At 43.1% G+C, this 26808-nt stretch carries 30 protein-coding genes, 2 pseudogenes and 1 riboswitch; of the genes and pseudogenes, 7 read left to right on the forward strand and 25 right to left on the reverse strand.

Features of this window, described 5'->3' with window-relative positions; all coding sequences use genetic code 11:
* Positions 1–9 precede the first annotated feature (9 nt).
* The 5 genes from MBEAL2_RS20120 to MBEAL2_RS20140 all read right to left on the reverse strand — a co-directional run bounded on the left by MBEAL2_RS20120 (position 10) and on the right by MBEAL2_RS20140 (position 6577).
* Positions 10–1311 (reverse strand): four-carbon acid sugar kinase family protein, encoded by a 1302-nt coding sequence (locus MBEAL2_RS20120; protein ID WP_047154083.1) that lies wholly within the window; start codon positions 1309–1311, stop codon positions 10–12.
* A gap of 174 nt (positions 1312–1485) precedes the next feature.
* On the reverse strand, positions 1486–3366 hold the full coding sequence (locus MBEAL2_RS20125; RefSeq protein ID WP_047154044.1) for a PrpR N-terminal domain-containing protein: 1881 nt from the start codon (positions 3364–3366) through the stop codon (positions 1486–1488).
* A 372-nt stretch (positions 3367–3738) separates the two neighbouring features.
* Positions 3739–5454: a sensor domain-containing protein gene (locus tag MBEAL2_RS20130; protein WP_047154045.1), complete on the reverse strand. Its 1716-nt coding sequence runs from the start codon at positions 5452–5454 to the stop codon at positions 3739–3741.
* A 111-nt stretch (positions 5455–5565) separates the two neighbouring features.
* A riboswitch (cyclic di-GMP riboswitch) is annotated at positions 5566–5659 on the reverse strand.
* 91 nt (positions 5660–5750) lie between these two features.
* The gene (locus tag MBEAL2_RS20135) at positions 5751–6182 is read right to left on the reverse strand and encodes a (deoxy)nucleoside triphosphate pyrophosphohydrolase (RefSeq protein ID WP_173427729.1); all 432 of its coding nucleotides are present in this window, start codon (positions 6180–6182) and stop codon (positions 5751–5753) included.
* 182 nt (positions 6183–6364) lie between these two features.
* Complete coding sequence (locus MBEAL2_RS20140) at positions 6365–6577, reverse strand: hypothetical protein (protein WP_047154046.1); 213 nt, start codon at positions 6575–6577, stop codon at positions 6365–6367.
* A gap of 178 nt (positions 6578–6755) precedes the next feature.
* On the opposite strand from MBEAL2_RS20140, the gene MBEAL2_RS20145 reads away from it, so the two are divergent.
* Complete coding sequence (locus MBEAL2_RS20145; RefSeq protein ID WP_047154047.1) at positions 6756–7607, forward strand: LysR family transcriptional regulator; 852 nt, start codon at positions 6756–6758, stop codon at positions 7605–7607.
* 6 nt (positions 7608–7613) lie between these two features.
* Here MBEAL2_RS20145 and MBEAL2_RS20150 read toward each other — a convergent pair whose 3' ends face one another.
* The 11 genes and pseudogenes from MBEAL2_RS20150 to fabF all read right to left on the reverse strand — a co-directional run bounded on the left by MBEAL2_RS20150 (position 7614) and on the right by fabF (position 16347).
* Entirely contained in the window at positions 7614–7910 is a 297-nt protein-coding gene (locus MBEAL2_RS20150; RefSeq protein WP_047154048.1) for a YciI family protein, read from the reverse strand.
* A complete protein-coding gene (locus MBEAL2_RS20155) occupies positions 7910–8644 on the reverse strand; it encodes an NADPH-dependent F420 reductase (RefSeq protein WP_269082495.1) in 735 nt (244 codons plus the stop codon). Before MBEAL2_RS20155 ends, MBEAL2_RS20150 begins: the two co-directional genes overlap by 1 nt.
* Positions 8645–8665: 21 nt before the next feature.
* Complete coding sequence (locus MBEAL2_RS20160) at positions 8666–9949, reverse strand: MFS transporter (RefSeq protein ID WP_047154050.1); 1284 nt, start codon at positions 9947–9949, stop codon at positions 8666–8668.
* 98 nt (positions 9950–10047) lie between these two features.
* On the reverse strand, positions 10048–10590 hold the full coding sequence (locus MBEAL2_RS20165; RefSeq protein WP_047154051.1) for a hypothetical protein: 543 nt from the start codon (positions 10588–10590) through the stop codon (positions 10048–10050).
* Between the two features lie 72 nt (positions 10591–10662).
* Positions 10663–11106: a MarR family winged helix-turn-helix transcriptional regulator gene (locus MBEAL2_RS20170; protein ID WP_236692953.1), complete on the reverse strand. Its 444-nt coding sequence runs from the start codon at positions 11104–11106 to the stop codon at positions 10663–10665.
* Positions 11107–11324: 218 nt separating this feature from the next.
* Positions 11325–11567, reverse strand: coding sequence for a hypothetical protein (locus tag MBEAL2_RS20175; protein WP_047154053.1), 243 nt, complete (start codon positions 11565–11567; stop codon positions 11325–11327).
* Positions 11568–11602: 35 nt separating this feature from the next.
* Positions 11603–12094, reverse strand: a pseudogene (gene yfmT, locus MBEAL2_RS20180) (benzaldehyde dehydrogenase); the annotation flags it as partial.
* A gap of 206 nt (positions 12095–12300) precedes the next feature.
* Positions 12301–12795, reverse strand: coding sequence for a competence protein ComJ (gene comJ, locus MBEAL2_RS20185; RefSeq protein WP_047154055.1), 495 nt, complete (start codon positions 12793–12795; stop codon positions 12301–12303).
* Between the two features lie 33 nt (positions 12796–12828).
* Positions 12829–13220: pseudogene (gene nucB / locus MBEAL2_RS20190) on the reverse strand (sporulation-specific Dnase NucB).
* Between the two features lie 87 nt (positions 13221–13307).
* Positions 13308–14900, reverse strand: coding sequence for a DNA-binding protein (locus MBEAL2_RS20195; protein ID WP_047154056.1), 1593 nt, complete (start codon positions 14898–14900; stop codon positions 13308–13310).
* Positions 14901–15099: 199 nt separating this feature from the next.
* Positions 15100–16347, reverse strand: coding sequence for a beta-ketoacyl-ACP synthase II (gene fabF / locus MBEAL2_RS20200; protein ID WP_047154057.1), 1248 nt, complete (start codon positions 16345–16347; stop codon positions 15100–15102).
* 123 nt (positions 16348–16470) lie between these two features.
* On the opposite strand from fabF, the gene MBEAL2_RS20205 reads away from it, so the two are divergent.
* Both MBEAL2_RS20205 and MBEAL2_RS20210 read left to right on the forward strand, forming a co-directional pair.
* Positions 16471–17322 (forward strand): helix-turn-helix transcriptional regulator, encoded by an 852-nt coding sequence (locus tag MBEAL2_RS20205; protein ID WP_439644891.1) that lies wholly within the window; start codon positions 16471–16473, stop codon positions 17320–17322.
* Positions 17323–17441: 119 nt separating this feature from the next.
* On the forward strand, positions 17442–18968 hold the full coding sequence (locus MBEAL2_RS20210) for a multicopper oxidase family protein (RefSeq protein WP_152667866.1): 1527 nt from the start codon (positions 17442–17444) through the stop codon (positions 18966–18968).
* A gap of 53 nt (positions 18969–19021) precedes the next feature.
* On the opposite strand, the gene MBEAL2_RS33045 is transcribed toward MBEAL2_RS20210, so the two are convergent.
* The 4 genes from MBEAL2_RS33045 to MBEAL2_RS33060 all read right to left on the reverse strand — a co-directional run bounded on the left by MBEAL2_RS33045 (position 19022) and on the right by MBEAL2_RS33060 (position 20585).
* On the reverse strand, positions 19022–19405 hold the full coding sequence (locus MBEAL2_RS33045) for a hypothetical protein (RefSeq protein ID WP_236692954.1): 384 nt from the start codon (positions 19403–19405) through the stop codon (positions 19022–19024).
* Between the two features lie 68 nt (positions 19406–19473).
* The gene (locus tag MBEAL2_RS33050; protein ID WP_236692955.1) at positions 19474–19812 is read right to left on the reverse strand and encodes a hypothetical protein; all 339 of its coding nucleotides are present in this window, start codon (positions 19810–19812) and stop codon (positions 19474–19476) included.
* A gap of 39 nt (positions 19813–19851) precedes the next feature.
* Positions 19852–20343: a hypothetical protein gene (locus tag MBEAL2_RS33055; RefSeq protein WP_236692956.1), complete on the reverse strand. Its 492-nt coding sequence runs from the start codon at positions 20341–20343 to the stop codon at positions 19852–19854.
* A gap of 29 nt (positions 20344–20372) precedes the next feature.
* The gene (locus tag MBEAL2_RS33060) at positions 20373–20585 is read right to left on the reverse strand and encodes a hypothetical protein (protein WP_047154058.1); all 213 of its coding nucleotides are present in this window, start codon (positions 20583–20585) and stop codon (positions 20373–20375) included.
* A gap of 185 nt (positions 20586–20770) precedes the next feature.
* Here MBEAL2_RS33060 and tnpA point away from each other — a divergent pair, with 185 nt between their 5' ends.
* Positions 20771–21163, forward strand: a complete 393-nt coding sequence (gene tnpA / locus MBEAL2_RS20225) for an IS200/IS605 family transposase (RefSeq protein WP_047154087.1) — start codon at positions 20771–20773, stop codon at positions 21161–21163.
* A 99-nt stretch (positions 21164–21262) separates the two neighbouring features.
* Here the strand turns inward: tnpA and MBEAL2_RS20230 are convergent, their stop codons facing one another.
* The 5 genes from MBEAL2_RS20230 to MBEAL2_RS20250 form a co-directional block, all read right to left on the reverse strand.
* A complete protein-coding gene (locus MBEAL2_RS20230) occupies positions 21263–21718 on the reverse strand; it encodes an SRPBCC family protein (RefSeq protein ID WP_047154059.1) in 456 nt (151 codons plus the stop codon).
* A gap of 131 nt (positions 21719–21849) precedes the next feature.
* On the reverse strand, positions 21850–22281 hold the full coding sequence (locus MBEAL2_RS20235; RefSeq protein WP_052947862.1) for a nuclease-related domain-containing protein: 432 nt from the start codon (positions 22279–22281) through the stop codon (positions 21850–21852).
* A gap of 24 nt (positions 22282–22305) precedes the next feature.
* On the reverse strand, positions 22306–23031 hold the full coding sequence (gene istB, locus MBEAL2_RS20240; protein ID WP_047154060.1) for an IS21-like element helper ATPase IstB: 726 nt from the start codon (positions 23029–23031) through the stop codon (positions 22306–22308).
* A 2-nt stretch (positions 23032–23033) separates the two neighbouring features.
* Positions 23034–24509: an IS21 family transposase gene (gene istA / locus MBEAL2_RS20245; protein ID WP_047154061.1), complete on the reverse strand. Its 1476-nt coding sequence runs from the start codon at positions 24507–24509 to the stop codon at positions 23034–23036.
* 103 nt (positions 24510–24612) lie between these two features.
* On the reverse strand, positions 24613–24966 hold the full coding sequence (locus MBEAL2_RS20250) for a nuclease-related domain-containing protein (protein ID WP_052947863.1): 354 nt from the start codon (positions 24964–24966) through the stop codon (positions 24613–24615).
* Between the two features lie 220 nt (positions 24967–25186).
* Here MBEAL2_RS20250 and MBEAL2_RS20255 point away from each other — a divergent pair, with 220 nt between their 5' ends.
* From MBEAL2_RS20255 to clpP, 3 genes are read left to right on the forward strand one after another with little or no spacing between them, the layout of a single operon-like run.
* Positions 25187–25603, forward strand: a complete 417-nt coding sequence (locus MBEAL2_RS20255) for a MerR family transcriptional regulator (RefSeq protein WP_047154062.1) — start codon at positions 25187–25189, stop codon at positions 25601–25603.
* A complete protein-coding gene (locus MBEAL2_RS20260; protein ID WP_047154063.1) occupies positions 25603–26124 on the forward strand; it encodes a hypothetical protein in 522 nt (173 codons plus the stop codon). The genes MBEAL2_RS20255 and MBEAL2_RS20260 overlap by 1 nt, the downstream gene beginning before the upstream one ends.
* Positions 26125–26146: 22 nt before the next feature.
* Positions 26147–26728, forward strand: coding sequence for an ATP-dependent Clp endopeptidase proteolytic subunit ClpP (gene clpP / locus MBEAL2_RS20265; RefSeq protein WP_047154064.1), 582 nt, complete (start codon positions 26147–26149; stop codon positions 26726–26728).
* The last annotated feature ends 80 nt before the right edge of the window (positions 26729–26808 follow it).

Genomic DNA, 26808 nt, shown 5'->3' on the forward strand with positions numbered 1-26808 from the left:
AATCCCCTCTTACTTAAAGTTTTTTATTTTTTCTGCGGCACGCAAAAGAGATTGTTCATCCCCAAAAGCCCCTGCCTTTGTTACAACAGACATGTGTGCCGCTTCTCCTCCGAGAATTTCGCACAGCGGAATTCCTTCTTCAACTTCATCAACAATGCGCAAGGCCGGAACTTGTAAGTATTCACAGGTTCGATATGCAATGTCTCCACCGGTTAAAATGAGTCCCCGCAGTTCTCTCTGCGATACAACCATACGGCCCAGTTCACCAAGAAAATCAGCAATTTGATTTCCAGTCTCAAGGTCTCCTGTGCCATGGCTCTCTTTCCACCGCCGGACAGACTGCATCACAGTTTCTGAAGCCTCCGTAGTTAGAATGGGGTTTTTTCCTTCATCAATGGTAGCTACAATGGCTTTACACAATTTATTAAGCTGCCCTGTTCTGTCCTCTCCTGTTAAAATGGCCAGGGGGTCAACAGAAACGGTACGAAAATCATCCCGCTCACAAAGCGTTTGTATTTGCTTTCTCGTTATAACGCTTACACTTCCGGCAATAGTGAATATTGGGAAATTTCCCTGCACTCTGCTTTCTTGTTCTGTGGGCTTCCCATTGGCTCCACCGTTTATTCTCCCGGATAAGCATTCAGCCAGCCCGGCTGAGCCTACCCACAGCACTCGCAGCCCGCTCTCTAAAATCGCTTCTGTAACCGATTGCAAATCATTTTGAGAAAAACTATCGAACACAACAATTTGCTCGTTTTGCGAAATGCAATTTCTCATTTCTTGAACGATGCGATTTTCCCGTATTATCTTTATATCAATATGGCCTACCGTTCTCTTGCTCTGTCTGGCCAATAGAGCCGGTAAATACGATTCCGTTACGGGAGATTTCGGATCATGGGCTGCCTCGGAGTCCTCGAGAAGAAGCTGGTTCACAAGATGATACCCTCCCACAGTTGTCCTTCCGTTCTTCGGATAGGCCGGGACAACAGCCGCTATATCAAAAGGAGAGCAATCCAGCAGCGCATCGATTTCCACCCCTATGTTTCCTCTCATTGTGGAATCAATTTTTTTGTATACGAAAGGAATGGAAGAAAAATCGAGCATTTGTGAAAACGCTTTTATTTTTTGATAAGCCGCCTGTGGGTCTAACGACCTTGTCTCAAGATTGCAAACGAGAACTTCTGCCTCCTGCACGTATTCACTGCGCCGTACATCAAGAAGGGAGAGGGTATTAAATTCCCGTTTTGCAAATTGAACGCCGGTGTCGTTAGCGCCGGTCAAATCATCAGCTATGATCAAAATTTTGAACAATGATGCCATCACCCCTTTGTTTCCTTGCCAAATGATGCTTCTTTTTAACAATATACGATTATGTTGCATTTTTCAATACTTTTCACAGCCCAAACACGTTGTATTTTTAAACTGAAATTGAATTTTTATATGACTGTTTCATTTTTAATCAAAAAAAATAACAGGAAGACCCTGCTATTTTTCCACTTCTTCTTTAATTTTTCTCCACAAAGTCGAACGGTTAATGCCAAGGCGCTTGGCTGCCTGAGACTGGTTGTTCCCTTCCTCTTCGAGCACTTTCATAATAATTTCCCGTTCTAGCTCATCGAGCGTCCTTCCTGTTATATCAATTCCATTTCGTAAAACAGGCCCATCCGCTTTTATTTTAAGCAATTCATCAACAATACTTTGTGTTTCTTTTATTTCTATAAACGGCCCGGTGCCGGCTACACATATTTTTTCCACAGCGGCTCGCAGCTGCTGCACATTGCCCGGCCAATCCGCCTGTTTCAACCGCTCTATAATCTCCGCACGAAACCCAACGATTTGCTTTCCGAGCCTGGCATTAAACGAAGCAATGAACCAGCGGACAAGCTCCCCGATGTCCTCTTTCCGTTCACGCAATGGCGGAATTGTAACAATCCCGCCATTAATAAGGTAGAACAAATCTTCTCTGAACACACCTGAATCCACACTTGTTTCTAAATCGAGAGAATTGGCAGCGATTACACGGATATCAACAGGAATGCTCCTTTCTCCGTGCATGCGGATTACCCTTTGTTCCTGTAGAACATTCATTAGTTTTGCCTGAATGGAGAGCGGCATCTTCCCGATGGCATCGATAAAAAGCGTGCCATTATGGGCAAGTTCAATCGCTCCCTGCCTTTCGCCGTTCCCTTCCCAGCCAAAAAGCTCGGCCTCGAGTTGCTCTTTGTCGTGTGCTTCACAATTAAAAAAAACAAACGGAAATTCCCTGCGCTCGCTCTCATTGTGGATAGCTTCAGCAATGCTGCGTTTGCCGGTTCCCGGCTCCCCATATAGAAGAATGGAAAAATCCGTCCGGCTGAACTTTCTTGCCGCTGCGATCGTTTCACGCATACCTTCACTTGTTGCGACAAGGTGGTTGAAGTGCATATTCGCCCGTTCTGACTGATTTATAAGCATATGGCGAATCTGGCTTTCAACCTTTTGTATTTTACTCACCGACTCAAAAACCGCAAGGCCTCCAATAAGTTCTAAATTCATCGTAACAGGGAATTTACTGATGATGTACTCTTCTCCTCGCAAACTGATCATTTGTCCAGGAGAAGATGCATTCGTACTAAACACCGATTGAAAATGGAGCATCGGGTGAACTTCGCCCGCAAGCTTCCCTGATACATAACTGGATTTCGTGTCTAAAAACTCCTCCGCTTTATCGTTCAGCATGTATATTTTCTCGTCTTTATCAACCACAATGATTCCTTCATGGTAACCTGCCACAACGGATTCAAACAGTTCTCTGCGTTTTTTTTCCTTCTTAGTATAGAAGGCCATATGTTCCGCTTCATCAATCGATTCAATGACCGCCTCTTTACCGGAAGTAATCAAGATAGCGTGCATGCCCAGCTGCGTTGCGACAGAAGTGGAAATTACGTCCCCTATAATGACCTGGACTTCCTCGGCCAGCGCCTTTTTAATTCCGTGTTCTATTTCCTGTTCTTCGCCAATGGGGTAGAAGGATAAATCCATTTCCAGTAACGTGCCGATCGCGTCCGCTCCCTGGATCGTATTAAAGTAGCTCATAAGACCGATTTTTCCTGGATAGCCTTTTACAAGCGTCAGCGTACGGAGAATATCGTATCCGGATATCTTCACTTCAATGACCGGGAGATTGCAGTGCTTACGCAGCAGCCGTGCAGTCGCTCCTCTGCTGATAATAACATCAAACCCTTTATCCTCCATGCTTTTTGCAATGGCCAGCCCTTTGTATAAATCGCCGATTTCTACGTGAATATCTTTATGAAGCTCAGCATTTACTTCCAGAAATAAATCTTTAAGCCCCGGGTAAGGAGCGATAGCAAGAATGCGTGTCATATGATTCTCCCTCATTTTGCAACAAACTACACTGTTGCATTTTACTACACTTATTGTACTCGTGGATGGCAGTAATTTCAATAACTTAGCAAAAGAAGACAGGAACCCTCGTAACGAACCTGCCGGCTCATGAAGTTCAGGGACAGGTACAGCAAAATCTTCTGAATCTGTTCCACTTTTTTCAAAGTCAGCCGGAGCTTTCAAAAATTGCCTTACTGGATTCTCCAGACCGTTTTGATATGAAGAGCGAGATTGTCCAGCAAGTGAAAACGAATTTAAAGACGAACCAAAAAGCCGGTTATCCAGTTTTAGCATTCTCCGAATAGGATAAGAAAAGAAGGCGCAAAAGCAGCCTTCTTTTCTTAAAAGCCTCTATTCTTTCTGCGCCTGAAGCAGATCCGTAAACATCTCCGTTGCAACTGGAGCGCTAAAATAATAGCCTTGTACCATTTCGCAGCCCCTCTTATTCAAGTAATCGAGCTCTATTTCTGTTTCTACTCCTTCCGCCACTACTTTTAGGTGCAGGCTTTGAGCCAGCTCAATAATGGAGTTCACAATGGCGGCATTCCCTTCTTCACGGTGAATTCCCTGAATAAAGGAGCGGTCAATTTTGAGCGTCTCAATCGGAAACTTACTCAAGTAGCTGAGGGAAGAGTAGCCTGTCCCAAAATCATCAATGGAAATCGTAATCCCAAGTTTCTTCAAGTCGTGGATCATTTGCAGTGCATATTCAATATCGGACATGCAAATATTCTCTGTAATCTCCAGTTCAAGGAATTCCGGCTCCAGCCTGGTTTCTTCCAGAATGCTAACGATCCTGTGAATGAAGTTTCGCTGACGAAACTGGCGGACAGAAATGTTTACGGCAACCCTCATATGCGAATGTCCCTCTTCATGCCAGCTTTTCGCCTGGCCACATGCGGTTCGCAGAACCCATTCACCAATGGGAATAATCAGGCCTGTCTCTTCCGCCAGCGGGATGAATTTCAGGGGAGAAATGATTCCCTTCCCCGGATGCTGCCAGCGCAAAAGCGCTTCAGCACCGACAATTTTCTCCGTCTTCACGTTAACCTGCGGCTGATAATGAACAATGAACTCATCCTGCTCGATTGCTTTTTGCAAATCTTTCTCCATTTCAAACCGCTCGTATATTTCTTTCTCTATTTCTTCACTGTAAAAATAGTAGGCGCTCCCCTGTTCTTTACAATAATAAAGGGCGGTGCTCGCATGGCGGATAAGCCCTTCCGCATCTGCGGCATCATCTGGAAAGAGGGAAATGCCGATGCTATTTGTAATCTGGAATTCATAACTCTCTATATGAAACGACGGGTTGAATTCGGCTGCTATTTTTTCCGCTATAGGGATTGCCTGCTCCTTATCACGAAGAAGGGGAAAGAGGAGAATAAATTCATCTTCACTCATCCGGGCGATCGTTCCATTCCTGCCGATAGCGCGCGTTAATCTCATGGAAACTTCCTTTAGCAGCAAATCTCCGCACTGATAACCGAACGAGTCGTTTATATTTTTGAATCGATTAATATCCACCGTCATAATGGCCAGCTTATGGGTATTCTTCTCGGCCTCTTCTATTGCTTTTGTCAGCTCATTTTTAAACAACCAGCGGCCTGGAAGCCCGGTTAGAATATCATGGAGCGCGGACGAGTTGAATACATCACGCGCCATTTTCTGCTCTGTAATATCCTTCGCCACGCCTAAGACTCCGACAACCTTCCCTTCAGTTATAATAGGGACCATGACAACACTCAGTTCAATACTCTTTCCGTCTTCACACAGCACCGTTGTATCATAGCTTTGCGCTTCACCGCGCATTGCTTTTCTAAAATAAGCGTCTACCCTTTCAATGTCTGTTGAACAAATGAGACGCTCAAAACGCACGCGAAGCAGTGCCTCTTTACCGTACCCGATAATATCTTCCCATGGCTTATTTATATTGACAAAGGTCCCGTCCAGGCTCATCAGGCACACAGGTTCCGGATAATACTCAAACAATGCCTGATATAACGGGCTGCTCTGGGTTATGCTCTCTATTAACAGCTCATTTTCTATTGCACTTGTACTCTCCCGCATAAAATCCCCTTATCCCCTTTTCCTTCTTTGCTCTTCCTTAAAAAAATGGCTATACCAGTGTCCGGTATAGCCATCGTTACCTCAGTTATTTATCTCTGCTTTCATGATGTCCTCGGTAACCCGGCGTTCATAGTTCTGCAGTCCTTAGAACCTTAGATCCGTGGCTTTGCGTCCCTGCCTTTCAACAGGTTTGCCTTTATCGGTTTTTATGGGTCATTCGACATATTATTACAAATTCACCCTAATTATATATGCTCATTTACCGCATTGCAAATATTTTCTCAGGGAATGACTAATTATTTATCTAACAGGGTATTTTTACCTAGCAATTTATACACAGTAGACATATCGGCCGGAGCCCAGTGGAGGCTAAGGAGGTCCTGAATTGGCAGCCATAAAAGCTTTTCATGCTCATTTGCTTGTGGTACTCCTGATGCAATCTTTGCATGGTATGTAAAAAGGTGAACCTGGATAGCCGGATAATCATGTACAACATCTGTAATAAGTTCACCTACTTCAATCTGTACCGAAAGTTCTTCTTTAATCTCCCGCCGCAATGACTGCTCCGGCTTCTCCCCTTCTTCTATCTTTCCGCCGGGAAATTCCCACATGCCGGGCATCGACATTTGCTGCGACCGCAGCGCGCAAAGGATTTCCTTTTTCTCATTCTGAATAACGGCGCCTACTACATCAATTTTCTTCAGAGACGTTCCTTCTCCTGTACCCATTTTCCTTATCATCCTTATGGAATCGTAATCGAAATTAAACAAACATCATCGGAAATGACAGTCCCTTCCTTAATACATTCCGCCGTAAGCCTGTTTAAGAAAGCCCTGTTGTCCAAATCCCGGTACACGTACAAAGCATGCTTTAGTTTCTCCGTCCCCTTCCCTATATCCCCTATTTCTCTCTATGAATACTTGTCATACCGGTCATCGACCTCTTCCGCGAGTTCACGGAATTTTTTTGTCTCTTCCACAATCGGGTCGGTTTGCGTTTGAATGCGTACCTCCTGCTTGTGTGGAAGACGCTTTCGTGCCGCTTCCTGCGGATCCTCACGCTCTATTTCACCTTCCGTAAGAATCTGGGCTATTTCCTGTTCAAGCTTTTCTTTCTTATCCATGCTGTTCCCTCTCTTTCGTTTATATACTTCTAACGTTCCCTGCCTCCTTCCCCGTTAATCGAAAAACGCTTATTTTCCAAACAATATTTATACCACTCTTTAGGAAACAGATATAAAATATAAGGTGTAAAAAGCCGGAAGTTTCTGCTCCCGGCTTAAAAATGAGATGAGGTAAAAAATGAATATCGACTACTTTGCTAGTTTTGTTGAAACAGCAAAACAAAAAAGTATTTTTAAAGCAAGCCAAAATCTAAATATTACCCACACGGCCTTGAGTAAACAAATCCGCAGAGTGGAGGATTATTTCGGTGTGGCTCTATTTACCCGTTCAACTTCCGGCGTTTCGCTAACGGAAGCAGGCGATACCCTATATAGAAGAATTGAGCCGGTACTTGAGGAAATGGCATTGATTCAGGCCGACATGAACAAGTTCAGCGAGAAAAAGTCCATTGTACTAGGGACTCTGCCAAGCTTAGCCGCCCACTACCTGCCGAAAAAAGTAATGGCTCTGCAGGAAAAAGGGATTAAAGTTGAAATCGTTGTTCGAAATACCTCTTTGGAAATATTCGACTTGCTAAAGTCAGGCACAGTAAACACTGCGGTTATTGAACGTCTGCCTGTGCATAAATCCTTCTGGATAACGGACCTCTTCGAAGAATCCTTCTATGCCGTTCTTCCCCAGAATCACCAGCTTTTCTCTAACGAATATATAGCTGTAGCTAATTTAGCAACTGAGCCGCTCGTTCTTTATCCAGCGGAGTGTCATGTGAGAAAAACGATGACGTCCGTTTTTGCAAAGCACAATATAGTTCCTACGATTCAAACAGAAGTCGCATTTGGAGACTTTCTCCTCGGCTATGTCGCTGCGGGGGCAGGAATCACCGTGCTTCCAAAAACCGCGGTTGAGCACTTAGGCCATAACACGTTGAAAGCTCTCCCCATTCGTGATACAGAAGCAAAGCGGACGATTTCCCTTATCTGTGCATCCGAACAAGACGGCTTTCTTTTACGAAAATATTTCAAGCAATAGTGCTGCTTACCTGGCTTGCTGTAAAATATGCGAGATTCGTTCATCATGCATGGTCGGAGTAAATTCAATGATATTATAGTGGGCGATCTCTTCCCGTTTAAACGGATCTTCTTCTATTATCATCTGTACCTCTTCCCGGCTGTCTGCATTGACAATAATAACGCCGCCCTCTCGGGGAACCTGGGGTCCTGAAGCAAGAAATTTAGACTCTTTATAATACTTTCCTAAAAACTCCCGATGCTCGTTAATAAACGTTTCCACTTGGTCTAACGGTTTTAGATACTTCAAGAGAACAATAAACATTATAGCCCCTCCCTGGTTTTATCTCCTATTTCCGCCCCAAACAGGCGAAAGGATACATAAGGATAATGTCCGTAGCGAATGGCAAGTTCGCGTTCAAAAAGCGTCATGCGTTCTATTGTACGGTTATTCTTCAACAGGCCGCCGTCCAAAATTCGGAAAGGCAGTGGTTCAAGCAATTTTACAATGGTATCGCGTGCCTCCTCTTCATCCGAAGTAACATATACATCACTTTTCATTCCTACGTGAATGGGCTGATTAAATACTTCGAAGAATGTATTTTTGAAAGCGCCCACTACCCTCGTATCAGGGAGAGTTCTTTGCAGCTCCTCTGCAGCGGATGTTCCCCACTCCGTTGTAAAATCTGAGAAATCCTCCGTAAAAGGGTTAACAATGTCTACGAGTATTTTACCTGCCAGCTCCTCCTTGTTTTCTTTTACAAAAGGAAGCAAATCCCTGAACCAAAAGGAATGAAAAATAATATCCGCTTGTAAAGCTTTCTCGTATGTAACGGGAAAAACCTCTTTGCTGTTTGATTTTTTGATTAATTCCTCTGCTTTTTCAGGCGAACGGGAACCCCAACTAATTCCTTTTACATGGGGGGACATTACTTTGATTAATCCCTGTCCCATCCGCCCTGTTCCAAGCACGCTTATTCTCATTTCGGAAACCTCCTTACGTTTATACCTGAAGTGTATCAGCCACGCTGCATGTAAGGAATTTCTTCTATTTTTCATGCTTGAAACAAAAAGTTTCAACTAGCCTATGTATTGAACAGATGATTCCCTTTTCTGCCGTATTTGAATAACAAATCCGGACGCAGTCACACAAAGGATACCTGCGACAATAAAGACAAATGTGTACGATCCAAACCATGTATGCAGAATTCCGGCTCCAAAAGCAGCGGTTGCTGCTCCGAGTTGGTGAGAGGCCCAAATCCAGCCAAATACGATGCCGCTTTGTTTTCCAAACGCGTCCGAACACAAACGCACCGTAGGAGGGACTGTTGCTACCCAATCCAGCCCATAGAAAACGACAAAGACAGCGAGACCAAAAAACGTGGAATCAAGGGCATACGGCAAGAAGACGAGGGAAATCCCACGCAATCCGTAATACCAGAATAACAGCCACCGGCTGTCCCACCGATCGGATAGCCAGCCAGACATCGTCGTCCCGATAATATCAAATATCCCCATAACAGCAAGCATCCCCGCTGCCGTCACTTCAGGAATCCCATGCTCCAGGCAGGCGGGAATGAGATGTGTCCCAATTAGGCCATTGGTAGACAATCCGCAGACAAAGAAGCTTCCCGCAAGCAGCCAGAAATCTTTAGAGCGGGTTCCGACCTTTAATCCATCCATCGCAGACCGAAAAGGATTCATGCGGGTTTGAGGAACCTCAGCCTCCGTCGGATCTGTTGCACCATAAGGCAGAATGCCCACATCCTCCGGCTTATTACGCATGAAAACCGCTGCAAGTATAACGGCAACAAGAGAAGAGCATGCTGTAACCCAAACGACCATCTGCCAGCCGTAGGAAGATACGATTTGTGCAAATAAAGGAAGAAAGATAAGCTGACCGGTTGCTCCGCTTGCCGTAAATACGCCTACGATAAGCCCTCGCCTTTCTTTAAACCAGCGGTTTGCTACCATTGCCCCTAAAACCGAGGAAGTTAACCCTGTACCCACGCCGATGACCAATCCCCACAATAGGGTAAACTGCCAGGCGGTTTGCATTCCGGCTGAAAGGCTGGTGCCCAGGACGAGCAGCGAAAGGGCAAAAATCATAATTTTCTTTAGCCCATACTTTTCCATAAAAGCTGCCGCAAACGGGCCACAGAGGCCGTAGAGTGCCAGATTGATGGCCAGTGGAAAGGTAACCGTTGTCCGGCTCCACCCGAACGCTTCCTCAAAGGGGACCATAAGCACACTCGGAGCGGAGCGTACACCCGCTGAGACTAATAAGGTTAGAAAGGTAATTCCCGCGATAATCCAGTAAATAGAACGCGGTGCTGATTTTACCGGTGAAGGGATGTTGCCCATTTTGTTCTCCTCTTCTTTGTCTAGAATAAAGGCAAGTTATCTGGTAATTATCTGATAACTTGCCCTTTTTGTTATTTTCTATTATATAACGTTTACACTTAATCTATGAAGTCAACAAATTCGTTCGGGTTGTTTCGAATGTGTTCTCCTACCATCCTTAAGGTTGCAGGAGTGAGTTCACGGTACGCAGCATGGAGCGACCTTATAGCTGTCAGAAGTTCCTCATTGGTGTCAAGATCCTCACGTGAAACAGAAAAATCCTCCAGACTGCGTGGATAGTCTTTCACTTTAAGAAGCCCTTCCGTCTCTTCAAGAAGGTTCAGCATGGAATCAGCTTCGAAATACTGCAGCCCGCCTTTGATTGCTGACCAGATTTCCGGCTGTGCAAGAAAATAGGCAGTCCACCAATAAAACTCAACCGGGGACTTCCATGCGTGATTATGGTACACATAGAATGTGAACAATGCTTGTTGCCCGCCGGTTAGCTGACGGTAAAACTGCGACTTAACTGCGTAATGGTCCTGCTCAGTCTGCTCTGCTATTTTATTTTTATAAACGAGGAGCATCGGCTGAAAACACGCCGCACCGACCATTTCATCCTCCAATGAGTCAAATATCCCCCGCTTTATTTGTATAACCATGCTATAATTCCTCCCTTATTCTATTAGATTTTACATTTGTATGTACAAACAATTTTAAACAGAAAAAAATATTTACTTTTTTTCCACCTTTTCACTTACCGCATGCATCATCCCGCTAAGCATGCTGCCTTGCTCAGATCCTACAATATCTGCAAAGCGCTCATTCAGCCGCTGCCAGCACCGATTTATTTCCTTATGGAGCTGCAGCCCTTTATCCGTAGGATAGATAAGGGCCAGTTTTCCCTCGCTCTTTCTCTGTACAAGACCTTTGCTAACCAACTTATCGATAAAACGGGTGCTTGTTGAGGGGGCAATGTGCAGTGTTTCACTTAAGTCTTTCTGTGTAATACCAGGGTTCTGTTCCACAACCATTAACAAATATGCGTAGGAAGGTGACAAGCCGATAAGTGCAAACTCTTCCTCAGCCATTTTGTTCATTACACGCGCTAACCGGTTTACATTAAAAAAAGGACAATCAAAAAAACCGTCCTCCTCAAAATTCATCTGTTTCTCCACGATATGCTCCTTTAATGCTTTTCATTGTTAGTTGTACATACAACTTATAATGATTTCCTCTTATTGTCAACCGTTTTTTTGATATGGCTCCTCCTTGTATTCTCATTTTTCATCCCCCTATTGTATATAAAGAGGTTTTAAAAAGACACAATATACAGGAAAGGGATCACATCCACTTTTCTGCATATTATGCCTTTCATTATTTATACAAGAAATTTTTAATTTGAGCCTTTCAGCAACGATTCGGCCATCTGTGCCACCTTGTTTGTATTACTGCTTACTTCCTGCATAGTAGCCGATATCTGTTCAGTAGCCGCTGCCTGGGCTTTCGTCGTCTCGTTAATTCGCTCTAGCGAATCTTCCAGCTTAGAAATAAGGGTTTGGATAAGACTCGTCGTCTCATCAATCTGCACCACATTTTCCCGGGAGTTGATGGCCATTTTTCGGACCTCATCCGCCACTACGGCAAATCCTCTTCCATCCTGGCCAGCCCGCGCGGTTTCAATACGACTCCATTCCCCGCACCAAGTGCAGGCGCAACTGATTTCATGGATAAAAAGAAGGGGAAGTTAAAGGGGCTAATAACACCAACGACGCCGATAGGAAGGCGGTATACTCTGTTTTCTTTTCCGTCTACAGGGGAAGGGAGGATTTTTCCGTCCATACGCACCGGAAAAGTAGCTGCTTCCTTAATAATGTCTTTAACAAGTCCAATTTCAAAGGCAGCTTTCAGGCGGGTTCCGCCTAACTCATCAATAATAATTTCTGTTATCTCGTTTTCGTGCTGCTCTATGTATGTTATCGCCTGTTCTAGAATCATCCGCTTTTTAAATGGATTAACTTTATCCCATTCTTGTTTGGCACGGGCCGCAGCCTGGTATGCCTCATCGATGTCCTGCAAATTTGCTATACGGAATTCCGCAACGGGCTCATCGTTGTATGGGTTTTTGTCCACCAGTACCTTTTGTGCTTTCCCATCTCTCCATTGCTACCTACCCTTTCCTTAATAAAAATAAAAGAATGGCTTGCAGAAAAAGAACCCATTTTCTTTCCTATATCTTTATATCGGTATCCTTTTTAATTTTTTAGCTTTTCATTGCGGGTCACTGCCAAAAATATAGTTGATGAATAAAAAAGAATCCGACCTATTCGGGTTGGATTCTTTTTTATACGTATGGTATTCGATGAAGATTATCAAACCGCCGGTTCAGCCTTCATAACTAGTTCTTCAGGCGGTGATAGTTCGGCGTCATGTTTGATTACTCGCTGCTTCGGAGCTGCAGAAGGGGTAAATCTAAAAACATAACGAACTTTGAACATTCCGTTTGCTGATGGCGGCTCCAATGGAACGGCTTCAAATAACAGTTCATATATCCCGTGAGGAATATCAAAGTCATATTGTTTAGAAAGAATGCTGCTTACCGTCACTCCTTTTTCCCCGACTTGAAATGGAACAACAATGGATCGAACGGCTTGTTCGCTGGCATTTACTTCATCGTTAAGGCTTACTTCTATTTCGCACGTATCATCTGCCAGCGTTCCAAAGGAAACCGTTCCTTCCCTCCATGCAAACCCCTGCTTCACATGTTCGTCTTTCCAATCAGAGAAGGGAGTGTCCATTCCTTTATTGAATATTGCAATTTGCGAATAGGAAATCGTTAATTCTTGCCTAGGCCATGATTTTTCCATAGGTTGAACTCCTTCACACAAATCTTCCTACAGCTATCTTACAATAAACTTCACTCTTGTATCATCCGGATAGCCTGACACCTGGTTTCCTACCCAGGCTCCTGCTCCACGATTATCTGACGGGCTAATGTATCTTACATCGGCTCCTGCTCCACCCTCTTCACACATTGCCATCGGCCACTCATCCCGATCGTAACCAGGCTTCGTTGGATAAGGAGCCAGAGATGCCGCTCGTCGTTCGTCTGTACCCCCCGATCAATTGTACAGATAGAAGAATGCCCTGCTGCAATCGCATCCCGGATATGATCGCCTGTTTGAGGATATTTACTTAAAGGAAAATAAAGGACTTTGTCGTAACTAGCGGCTTGCGTAACTTCATGAGGAGTAGATACTGTAAAAAGACTGGCTGCCAAAAACATAAGCATAAATAGGATGGAAAAAACGGAAGCCTTGAAATTCATTTTAAACATTTAAGTACCCTCCATTCATTAACTGGTTTATAAATTGTTCTTTTACTGAAGCGGTTCGGCAGGAACATTCCCAATCGATACTGATTCTGTATATTTCGCTGTCGTATTCTGTCTGAGCCGCAGGCTTCCCGCCCCCGTGGTTCCCGGCTGGATCTGTACTTTTAGTACCTTCTCAGCGTGTCCCATACTATCAGTTGTCATAGAGAAGGAAGGACTGTATCCATAAGCGGAAGGCCAGCTTCCATTCGCGTTCTGTACCTTTGCTATCTGCGTGCCGCTTGAGGTATAGATTCCTATGTTATAGCCGCTATAGGTGGTATTAGGTGCCTGGCCATCGATTTTTACTCGAATTTCAAAAGCTTGTGCGCTAGGCAAAACGGATTGATGATCAAAAGAATAACCAGTTGCTGGAGCCGGAGCCGGCGGTGTGCTTGTTTTTGACACCGCTCCATAGGAGCCAGGCTTAAAAGTAGCCGGGTCATACCATTTGTAGCCCGCTGCCGGAGCAGACCACGGTTCGGCCTTCGGTTCAGTAGATTGGCTCGGTGTTTCAAAAGACAATAATGACGTTGGTTTATCGAGCTGCAGCCCTGATACTTGATCAAGACTCGTGTAACTTTCCTTTTTAGCCAGCCAGTTTACAATATTAACGAGAAGAGTCGCGTCATTCTGTTCTTTATAACCATCGTGTGTCGTTTTTGTCCCGCCGGTTTCCTCTCTTACATAGCGTGGGGTTGCATCCTCTACGGGAGAAGAATCTCCGATAAACGCAGCTTTACCTGCTCCTACCTTCGAAACAGCCGCAAAAGGCCCCTCTGGAACTCCCTCGCCATTATATACACCTTGATCCACTGCGCTGTTCCATTTGGCTGTTGTTGCGGGAAGGTATACAATTCCTTTGGCTTTCTTCGGATCAAGAATGGCTACGGTAGATCCCGCATGCATGGCAGCCGTGGAGACTCCGTTCGTAATACCGAACGCCTGGCTGGAAGGGACAATCTGGTTTGCCGTTACGTCTCCGATGGCATTGTAGCGAAAGCGTACGCCAAAATTACTTCCCAGCCAGTCTGAGCTGCTTACGCCCTGCATAGCAGTTGAGTTTGCCTCCTCCACTGTCATGCCTTTTGCTGGATTTGTCCAGGCTCCTCTACGGTATCCGTTAAAAACCTCGGAAGCATCCCATCGGTTTTTGTTTCGGTCAGCGTTATAATGATCTGAAATGAAGAACACGCTTCCTCCATTTTGTACATACTGCAGCAGAGCTGCCTGTTCAGACGTCTTAAATGGAATATTAGCTTCCGGAATGACAAATACATCATAGGAACTGAGGTCGCTGTAGGTGAGCGGGGTGGATTTACGAAGTTCTTTTACATAAAAACCATTATTGGCAAGTCCATTTCCAAAGTCTGAAAATCCTCCATTGATAACCCAATCAGCTGCTCCGGCAGTTTGTCCATGGATGTTATCAAAGAGAATCTTTTTTCCGGCATTTTGGTTGGTTATTTTTGCTGTGAGTACAGGGGCCGGGTCACTTGGCCCTTCCGCTGAAGCGATAGGGGTAAGATAAGGGAGGGAGACGGGCAAACTAAGAGATAACGCAAGGAGTCCGGTTAACCATTTGTTCTTGCTCTTCATAAACACCCTCTTTTCCTGGTTGAAATGTTATGTTTTAACATTTTTAATACAAGGATAGTGTAAAATATAAATGTTAAACAATTATAAATTTTTCAATAAGTAATGCTTAAGATTCATTGCAAAAATCGGTAACTTTTTAACATAAAAAAAGACCGTCGGTGCTGGTAACACCAAACGGACTCTTATTGAGGTACCTTTCTTACAACTTATCCTGCTTATACTTTTTCAAAACGATAACTGCATTGTGGCCGCCGAAACCAAATGAATTGGACAGCCCAATATTTAGATTGGCCTGGCGGGCAACATTTGGTACATAGTCTAAATCACATAGCGGATCGGATTGTTCTTGATTGATTGTTGGAGGTATGATGCCCTCCTGCAAGCTTTTCACCAATGCAATGGCTTCAGCTCCACCCGCTGCACCTAACATGTGGCCGGTCATGGATTTATTAGCTGTTATCGGAATCCGGTATGCCTCCGTTCCAAACAGCTTCTTAATCGCCATCGTTTCACATCGATCGCCGATTTCTGTACTTGTTGCATGAGCACTAATCATATTGACTTCTTCACTAGAAATGGACGCATCGTGTAAAGCCATTTTTATAGCAAGATAAGCTCCCTTCCCCTCCGGATGGGGAGATACCATATGATAGGCATCCGAACTTGCACCGTATCCGATGACTTCCGCATAGATTGGTGCATTTCTGTATAAAGCGTGGGACAACGATTCGAGTATTAAAATGCCCGCCCCCTCGGCCATGACAAATCCATCCCGATTCGCATCAAATGGCCGGCTGGCTCCGGCAGGGTCATCATTCCTCGTTGATAAAGCGGTAGCATTCTCGAAACTGGCTAAAGACAAGTCCGTTATGGCCGCTTCCGTTCCCCCTGCAAATATGACATCTGCTCCGCCGGACCGGATGAGTTTGTACGCTTCACCAATGGCTGTATTTCCGATGGAGCAAGCAGTCACCGGCGACATGGTGGGGCCCATTGCACCCCATTTCATACTAATTTGGGCTGCAGCCATATTTGAAATCATCATTGGTACCAGCGTCGGACTCACCCTTCCCGGTCCTCTTTCACGCAGTATATCAACATTTTTGATTAAGGTTTCAATTCCGCCCGTACCTGAGCCAACATATACACCAAGCCGTTCTGTATCGATATTATCAAGATTTAGCCTGGAATCCGTCCATGCTTGTTCGGCTGCAGCCAAAGCAAATTGGCAAAACCGATCTAAGCGCCTGGCTTCCTTACGATCCAATATATCCTCAGCATTAAAGTCCCGGACAACTCCGGCAATTTTCGTCTTATGTCTGGTTACGTCAAATGAATCAATGACAGAAATTCCGGACCTGCCTTCAACCAGGTGCTGCCAGAACGTTTCCACACTATTTCCGAGCGGTGACACCACTCCCATGCCTGTAATGACTACTCTTTCCAAGTCCCATTCCCTCCCAATTAAAGTTATGTTCATATTTTTACACGCAAATTATCCTATTACAAGTTGTTGTTTATCCTAGTATAATTAACACCAGGATGATGGTTATCATAATGGAGGTTGGAGATGTTGAGTAATCAAGCCAAACTTGAAGCACTGTCAGCTTTTTTAAAATCGAAGCGCAGTAAAATCCAGCCGCAGTCTGTGGGATTGCCAGTGGGAACCCGGAGGAGGACGCCCGGGCTTCGAAGGGAGGAAGTTTCCCAATTAGCGGGAGTAAGTACGACCTGGTATACCTGGCTGGAGCAAGGGCGGGATATAAAAGTCTCTTCGACCGTGTTAGATTGCATCGCCAGTGCTCTGCAGTTAAATAGCGATGAACGGAATTACTTATATAATCTGGCTTCAGAAATAAATCCAAATCCAGCTTCCCCTCAGCAAAAAGAAGTACAAACGAAAATCAGCCCTTCATTGGAAAGAATTCTAACGGAACTGAAATACTGTCCTACGATTATCACAGATCGGCACTGCCAAATCGTCGGTTGGAACCGTGCAGCAGCCCATGTTTTTTTGGATTTTGAACAGGTACCGAACGAGCAGCGTAACTTAATTCGCTTAGTGTTTACAAGAAAAGAATTGAGGTCATTAGCCGTCAATTGGGAGCATTTTGTGAAGGGGTTTCTTGCCATTTTTCGTGTCTACTACGGTCAATATGTAAGGGATGGATGGTATAACGAATTTATTGAAGAAATGAGTCAGCTTCACCCGGAGTTTCAGTCGTTGTGGGAAGAAAGCCAGGTAAGCACCGCTCCAGAGGTGCTGATTGAATTCAGGCATGCTAAAGCAGGAAAAATGCTATTCAACTTGACTTCACTTCAGGTACAGGGGAGCACAGATTTACGATGCAGTGTATATACCCCGGTAGAAGACTCCTCTACAGAAGCGAAGCTAAAACGGCTGATGGAAAGGGGTTCATAAAGAAAAAAACACCACTTATAAATTAGGATTTGAGTAAGTTTTTTTAAAAACATAATGGACAAGTTCACGTTCATAAACTTACTCAATTGATCTTAACAGTGAGGAGGGTTACCTTTCTTATGCCTGAAAAGATAAAGCTGCAAAAATTTGTGGATGAACTGCCGATTCCAAATACGTTATCTCCCAAGAAGCGAAGTAATACGAGTTCATATTACGAAGTGACTATGAAGGAGTTTTCCCAGAAGCTGCACAGGGACCTCGGGCCAACCCGTTTATGGGGTTATGGAGGAACATTTCCAGGTCCTACGTTCGAAGTGATGAAGAATGAAACAGTGTATGTTAAATGGGTGAATGATCTGCCTAATAAGCACTTTCTTCCCGTTGATACAACGATTCATGGTTCCGAAATCACTCTTCCAGAGGGTAGAACCGTTGTACATTTACACGGAGGAACAACGCCTGCCCATAGTGATGGCTACCCCGAAGCATGGTTTACGCGAAATTTTCAACAAACAGGACCTTTATTTGAACGAGAGGTTTATACGTATCCAAACATTGACCGAGCCATGGCATTATGGTATCACGACCACACGGTAGGAATTACAAGATTGAATGTCTACGCGGGACTCGCGGGATTGTATCTCATTCGTGACAGGCATGAACAATCCCTGAATCTTCCGAAAGGAAAATATGAAATCCCTCTTTTAATTGTGGACCGTTCGTTCAACCCAGACGGGTCACTTTACTACCCCAGCAAACCGGATCAAAATGATCCAGGTCTTCCTCATCCTTCTCTTGTCTCTCCTTTTGATGCGGATACCATTCTGGTAAACGGAAAGGTGTATCCGTTTCTGGACGTTGAACCAAGAAAATACCGGTTTCGCATTTTAAACGCCTCCAATAGTCGAATCCTGACATTAAAAATGGACTCCGGTCAGCCTTTTTATCAAATTGGCACGGATGGCGGCTTTCTTGAGACAACAGTAAAAATAAATGAGTTTATACTTATGAGTGCCGAGCGTGTAGATATGATCATTGATTTTTCTCAATCCTACGGTCAAACCATTATTCTCAAAAATGTCACCAAGAGTGCATCCCCCGAAACAACCGATGTCATGCAATTCCGAGTAACCGTTCCATTAACAAGTAGAGATACCAGTTCTCTACCTTTTTATTTAGGGAAATTCGAACGACTTTCTCTGAGGATGGCAAGGAGAATAAGATATTTAACACTCGTCAGAATCAAGGATCAATATGGCAGATCCTTGAATTTATTAGACGGTAAAATGTGGATAGATCGCATATCAGAAAGAATTGAGGTAAACACTGTTGAAGTATGGCGAATCATCAATATAATCGATGATGATCCTCACCCCATCCATCTCCATTTGATCGACTTTCAAATTCTTGATCGCCAGCCTTTTGATGTTTCTCATTTTCAAAAAACCGGAAACCTTATTTTTACGGGACCTCCCACTCCTCCTAATCCCTATGAAATGGGATCAAAAGATACAGTTCGAACCCCCTTTGGTTACGTTACATCCATTATAGCCCGTTTTGGACCCTTCACCGGGCGTTATGTGTGGCATTGTCACATGCTGGAGCATGAAGATCACGAAATGATGCGCCCAATGGAAATTATTTAAGCAGAAGAAAGGAGAACCTTTTGGTTCTCCTCAGACTGTCGAGTATTATATTTTTAATTTTGGCTGTTATCATCATTTTGATCTTCGTTATCACCATCATCTTGATTTCCCATGCTTGGTAAACCAGCTAAGTATCCCACATTCCCTGGATTTTGGGAACTTACCATAAGGTAAGTAAATCCATTCAAGTTATCCAGCATTTGTAAACCTGTCACCTCCCCATCCGGAACAGATACAAAGCGGGAAAGTTTCTTCGTATCGATATTATAAGCCCGGCCAAAATTATTGGTGTGCTTATCGCTGTCTTCCGCAATAAACAGAGTTCTCATTTTCTCAGAGAAAACAACATTATCCGGATTTGCGATTTTATCCGCATTAGCTGTATTGCCTCTAGCATCCGGTGCAGCAAGATCCTCACCCAGTACAAGCCCGGACATCGAAGAGGTACATAGTTACTCTTGATCGCTTCACCGTTCCGATCTTTTTGCGTTTTTGTCAGTTGGATTTAGTACACTCCACCTGCAGCGATCTTATTTACATGAATATCATCGACAGGATCGGCAGCGTTTTTTTCCATGCTTTTTTCAATATAAGACATGGACATATATAATTTATCGTCTTGTTTGTTTAAATCAACAGCTTCCATTTTGTTGAATTCGGCAGTTGCTCCAAGAAGGGCACCGTAACGGCGGGATTCAAGGAACGCAGCAGCTTTTTCCATTCCCGGTTTTAACTTTAACCATTCCGTTTTTCCACCGCTGCTATTGGTTTTTACTTTCTTAAACCCTTTAGCCTGGGCAACAGCGTCATCGCTGGTCGTTTCGAAGATATCGCTGAACTTCAAGCTTTGCGCTAATTTTTGAATTTCCGCATCACTTGCGTGTCATAATTTAACCCATTCTAAATTGGCTGATCCGCCGTTTTGATCACCGGTTTGCTTCCACCTGGCAGCATATAACGTTCCGGCAGATAAATCCTTTGTTTTATCCGCTACATACATAAACATCATCGTATAGCTGCCGTCATCCCCCATATAAACAGTACGGTTATCCGGCATAGGAGATAGCGATCCGGCACATGGAGTCCAAATTCCGCCATCGGCTGAAAAGTCAATGGGTTTCATATCTGTTACCGTTAACTTTCCAGTGTTCTTATCCTGCTCTACTGTATTTAATGCCATGGATTTCGGTAAATTTCCGATTGTTTTCGTGCCACTGATTCCTTCGTAATGATTAACCAGATATAATTTATCCCCTACTTTGATTAAGCTATTACTATCCGGGGAGGTTGAAACAAAAGGTTTTGAAGTGCTCGGATCCGTAATGACATTCCCCTTGGCATCATAAGTGGCTCCCGCCGTTTTTCCATTAATCACGTCACCGGGTCTGAAAAGACTTTCATAAGCTAGAGGGAATATTTTTTAGTTCCGTTCTTGTATGTAACTTCCGCAGAAGCCTTGGAATACATCGTATTGATTTCTTCCGGTGTTTGTGGAGCCTTCATGCCGATAAACTCTACCTTGTCGATTGGAGCAGGCGTATGAGGAGCAGCAAATACGTTGGATGCTGATGGAAATAGTACAGCTAAACTGAGAAAAGGAACGGCCAACTTTTTCATTTGAAAACCTCTTTTCTGTATAAATATATTTGTTATCTAAAGAATAGAGATTGATTATTATGTATTTGACCGTTTTTTTAGAGGTCGCGCAAGCCCCTGCATTTATGTATGGGGATAGCGACCTTTTTTTGTTCAATCATTTAAATCAAATTGAATTAGAATTAACCCTATTATATAATTGGATTATGAAAAGTTATACGACTTATAAAAGTAATCATAACGTTGTTTATTCCTGTAAATACCATGTGGTTTGGTGTCCAAAATATAGAAGAAATGTTTTGATTGATGGGGTAGATGAAAGACTTAAAATAATTTTGCTGGATGCTGCAGCTGAAGTCGGGGCTGAGATCATCGAGATGGAAGTGATGCCCGACCCTGTTCACCTTCTCGTCGAAGTGGATCCTCAGTATGGCATCAATAAACTCGTCCGTCATCTCAAAGGGGCATCCTCTCGAATCCTGCGGAGTGAATTCCCCTGGCTCAAAAGCCGCATTCCCTCCCTGTGGACAAACCGCTATTTTGTTTCCACGGTAGGAGTAACCACCTTTATGATAAGGACACCAAGCGAAGCGCGGTAGAAGTAGGCTGAGTTATAAGATCATTGGTTCAATAAATAGAACTCTAGGAAACAAGGAAAATACGACAACTATCTTGATAAACACCGTAACGGAACAAAGCTAAGCCATATTTTCAGCAATATTTTTCAATTCCTTTGCACGAGAAACAATAAAGTCTCTCATATACTTTTCCAAAAACAATTTATCGGCTATAACTCCAATTGGACCAAATGGAGACTTATATTGAAATGTATCTATCATTATTGTTCCATTTCCCTCTTCAATAAACTGATGGATATGACTGAAGGAATGGAAAGCTCCTTTCAACATAACGTCCACAAATTTGTATGGTTTTTGCATTGTGGTCACCTTGGCTGTTAGCTTTTGTTTAATACCAAAATGAACAGCTTCCCAGGTAACGGTATCTCCTTCCTCTAATAACCCTTTTGTAACTCCACCAACGGCTCTTTCCTTTGTTTTAGAGGTTGTTTGGGTATGAATTTCTACGTTCCTCGCAAGGTCAAAACATATCTTAATGGGTGCTTTAATAAATTGTTGATGCTTGATAATAGGCACTCTATACTCCTTTTTTGTAAGCATTTTTCTCAACACTATAATCTATAGACTATTGAATCTAATAGCTAATTCTTTCCTGAAACAGAGTAAAATGAGTTAGTTAGATTGTTCTACTTGAGGTAAAGCTTGTTTTATTTGTACCGTTTTATCCGTTCCAGATGGTTTTGTTTCTCCTCTTCAGACACACCTGAATACCTTTTTAACTTGTCATAAATACAGTCAATCTCACCTACTGTAAATACTTTAGGTGATTTTTCGATTGATTCCTTCATCATCTTCTCCAATCTATTCCTTTTCAAAATGAATAAGTTTGTAGCATCAAAGGATACCTTTTTCAATTCACATCGTTCACTGAATACAATAAGAGATTTAAAATGGTGGGAACGCACAGAGGTAAGAATATTTTGCAAGGCTTGAATATGGGTTTGATTTTGTTTAATCGGGTTATAAAAGAACTCCTTACGTTTATTGGGAAACATTTGACACCAGTTTCTATCTGTTTCTTTCCCAAATATCCACCCGCTATAATTTTTAGATTCTGTCAACGGCCATCCGAAAATCATCACTTACGGCCAAGAAAAATCTCCTTAGTTTGCTGTCTTTTTTCCTTTTAACCGATAACTATCGCCGTTAAATACAAGACGGTGACTATGATGAAGAAGCCGATCCAAAGTGGCCACCGCAATCGCTTCTGATGAGAAGGCCGTTGGCCATTCACGAAAGGACAAGTTGCTTGTCACGATAATTGATTTTTGTTCATACAGGTGAGAAACTACCTGGAAAAGATGATTGGAAGCCGTTTCATCCATCGGAAGATAGCCAAATTCATCGATAATCAAAAGATCGTTCCGTAAATAACTCTGAATTCTCTTGGCCACTGTCCCATCGGCCAGGGAGGCATACAGTTCTTCCACCAGCTGTTGGGCTGTTCGAAACAAGACGGCGTAACCGGCGGTTACGGCCTCGCGGCCCAATGCAATGGCAAGATGCGTTTTTCCTACGCCTGCTGGGCCAATCATCATCACGTTCTCCCGCTTTTCAATAAAATCAAGGGTGGATAGCCGCATGATTTTTTCTTTCGATAAGCCATGCTGAAAAGTAAAATCAAAATCGCCCATGGTTTTTTCCGAAGGGAATTTAGCTGCCCGCATACGTTTTTGTTCGACGGTTTGATTCCTTGCTTCAATTTCTTCTTCAAGGAGATGAAGAAGAAAGGCTTCATAGGTCCATTTCTCCTGCTCCGCTTGAAGACACCTCTCCTCAAACACTTCACGAATCCTCCGAAGCTTGAGGCGTTTTAAATACACTTCCATTCTTACTCCACCTCCTCGTAATAGGAAGCAGATCGAATGCCGGCCTGTTCATATGTATCGTATCGATTGGTTTCAATACTGGCCTGATTCGGAGGAGAAGGAAGCGCCTTTGGATGCCTACGCTGTGTTTCTACAATGCGTTTTACTGCTCCATACGTGAAGTTACGAAATTCGCAACACCTTTTTATGGCCTCATATACTTCCACTGCTGGGTAGATCTCTGTCAGTCGTAAAATAGACTCCATCTGGTCTCGAAGGGACCCGCCCTCCCGCTCAAGGGATAAACCCACCGCAAACTCTTTTGCTCGCTCTCCTAAACCTTCAAATTTTGTTTGTAAGGAACGCTGCTTGCGGTAGAGAGAACCATGTGGCCGATCTTTATAATGGTCATCCAGGATGATCGGCTTTGTTTTTTCCTTGGCCTTTGTATGAGCGGTCAACCATTCCCCCTCCAAGTTGTACACATCAAAGGTATCTCCGTGATCCACGATACGTACGTTGTGATTTTGGTACATCCATGGAACAGAATAGCGGTTTCCCTCTACAGAAATCAGTCCTGTTTTATCTGCTTTTCTCACCTGCATATTTGAAGATAGGTAGGGAAGCTCCGGAAGAAGATGAAGATACGCTTGTTCTTCTTTCCAACATTCATAAGGAATCTTTCGGGTTGTTCCATGAACCCGTCTTGCGACGCGTTGACACCAGGTGATGGCTTCTTCATTTAAGTGATGCATGCTTTCAAACTCTCGTCCATAAAAGAAATTGTCCTGTACATAACGAACGGAAGACTCGACTTTCCCTTTTGATTCAGGGTCTAGAACCCAACAGGCGTGGGGCCGGTATCCATAGTGCTTAGAGAAAGCCAGTAACTCCTGCTGAAACCGTACAATCGAACCGACTCGCTCTTGCGTTACGGTACGAGCGTTATCATAGACCACCTCTTGTGGAACCCCCTTAAAATGAAGAAACGCATGGTGATGACAGGCTAAGAATGTATTCATATCCATCGATGTGGTATACTCAACGTATACATGACGAGAGTAACCAAGAACGGCGATAAAGGCATAAATCGTTTGTTTCGCCCCTCCGGGCCAGTGAATGGTAAAGGTTGCCCAATCGACCTGCATCTGCTGACCAGGCAAGGTTTCAAAGGGCTTATAGGCTCTTTTCTTTCTTGGCTGCCGCAAGGCGGCTACCCCTCGTCTTGTTGTACGAATGGAACCTGTATATCCCATGTCTGTCATTTCTTCATGAATACGAACGGCTGACAGCTGCGGATATTTCTCTAGACGTTCCTGGATGTAGGGAATATAAGCTGAAATGAGGGTAGATTCTGCCTCTCTTTTCTTTCTCTCTGATTGCTGAAGAGGGTGCTCTCCTCTTAGGATGTTTCGTACGGTTCCCCGGTCACTCCCAACAAGAGGATGATCGGCTATCTGGGTCTGCTTTAACCCCTGCTGCTGTAAAAACTGAACCATGTAAATAACCTCCAACGTTTTCAATCTTCCCACTCCTACTCCTGATGACTTTGGTTTGTTTGGTCACTTACCAAAATACATCATGGAGCTTTGGAGTGGGATTTTATTTTTTACTGGAGATTTTTGCATGGCCGCTTATGCTTATTTTACCTTGGCCGTTCACAGATTCAATAACATAAATTCCCGTCTCATGGAGAAAGATTATATCGGTTTCGCTTGTTCCCCCTTTTCCATTTGGAACATAACAATTGACCAGGAACTTATGGTATCCGTTTACCTTATCAAGCCTTTGGGTTGTAAAGTATTCCCCTAATAACCCTTTATCCCGTATTACCTTCCAATATGAGTTCATGGTTTCTTTTCTGTATGTGCTTTTCTTATACTTTTGGTGTTTGGTAATAATGAAAATCCATAATGGTGACGTTAGGAATAAAAACAGAATGACTCCTTCAATCATGTCTGAAACCGCCCTCTTTTGTTATTTTCTATAGTATAAAGCGATTTCAAGGAAAAATATAGAAATTTTTTCCTTGTGTCTATCAGGATAAGTGTACCTTTAGATTAATTAACTAATCATTCCACAATTTTCTTGACTAATATTTTTTCGTTACAGTATACTGTTAATATAACATTTAACCGATAATCAAACATTTAACTGTATAAAAGAGGTGCTTCCTATGCAGACTTATACTGCAAAACAGGTCACAGATATTTTGGAAAGTGAAGGTCAAAATATAAACTTACGAACAGTCAGGTACTACACGCAAATTGGTGTCATTCCCCCATTAGAACTTGTTGGCAACAAGAGAGTTTATATTGATAAACATCTTCATTATTTCCGTGCCGTTCTTACATTGGCAAAGACAGGCGAAACCTTATCATCCATTCAAAAGAAGCTTCAATCCCTATCCCTTGAAGCCGTTGAAAAAATCAGTGAACAGATGCCCCTTTATCAATCAAATCGAATCCTTGAAAATGAGACACACAAGATTAATGACGATGTTTTTATTACCTTAAGCCCAAAGATATCCGCAGAAATGAAGCAAAAGGTGATTAACTCCGTTTCCCAAATCTTGAAAGGAGAACAATCCTAATGTTAAATATCCGATTAGCGAAATCAAAAATGGAGAATGAAGAAGGGATGAACCATTTGTGGGTTCGCATTCATCCTTTATCGTCCCAGGTTTTAAAACATGCTCAATTAACTATTCACCTACCTAATGGTGTATATCGTTCGGAAAACCTTAATGGTTATTTTGAGAATAAGAGCGCCTGCATGTTGTTAGGGAGTATTTCACATGAGTTGAACATTATGATTGAGATTTATACCCAACAGGAAATCCCATGTAGGAAAACAGAAATCACGGTCAGTCTGAGTTATAAGGATGGCCAGGGTCAACCAAAGGAAATGACAAGCTCTATTCCTTTGGTTTTAGTTTCTGAAGATGAAATGGATGATATGAAAATTGATAAAGAAGTAATTTCTCAATTAGAGAAGATAAATGAACGGAATGCAGATGAAGGATTAGTTGGATTTCCTTTACAGACGCAGTATCTAACAAATGAATTATCAAGCTTAGAAAAAAAATATCGAATTGATTGTGCGTTTTTCTAAATAATTAACAGGAGGAAAATCCATGAATCTCATTCCTTATGTTGTTGAGCAAACAAGCAGAGGAGAACGTTCCTATGACATTTATTCAAGGCTTCTTAAAGACCGAATCATTTTTTTAGTGGGTGAAATTAATGATGATGTTGCGAATAGTGTGGTAGCACAACTTCTTTTTTTACAAGCTGAGGACCCCGAAAAGGAAATTTCTCTTTATATAAACTCTCCAGGCGGTTCCATAACAGCAGGGATGGCCATTTACGATACAATGAACCATGTTAAACCTAATGTTAGCACTTTATGTATTGGGATTGCGGCCTCTATGGGAGCTTTTTTACTTGCATGTGGAGCCAAAGGAAAAAGATTAGCCCTTCCAAATAGTGAAGTCATGATTCATCAACCCCTTGGAGGAGCAAGAGGTCAGGCAACAGATATTGAAATCAGTGCGAAACGAATTTTAAAATTGCGTGACCAGCTTAACCACATCTTATCTAAACAGACAGGACAACCTTTGGAGAAAATAGCGAGAGATACTGATAGAGATTATTTTTTGGATGCACAGGAAGCAGTATCATATGGGTTAATTGATAAAATTATTAAACACCAATAAAGTTAAACAAAGAGCGACTTTTTTGTCGCTCTTTTAGCCATAGTATAATGCCGACACAAATAGTTAATTTTAAAATGTTC

The sequence above is a fragment of the Aneurinibacillus tyrosinisolvens genome, from assembly GCF_001015055.1.
Lineage (GTDB): Bacteria > Bacillota > Bacilli > Aneurinibacillales > Aneurinibacillaceae > Aneurinibacillus_A > Aneurinibacillus_A tyrosinisolvens.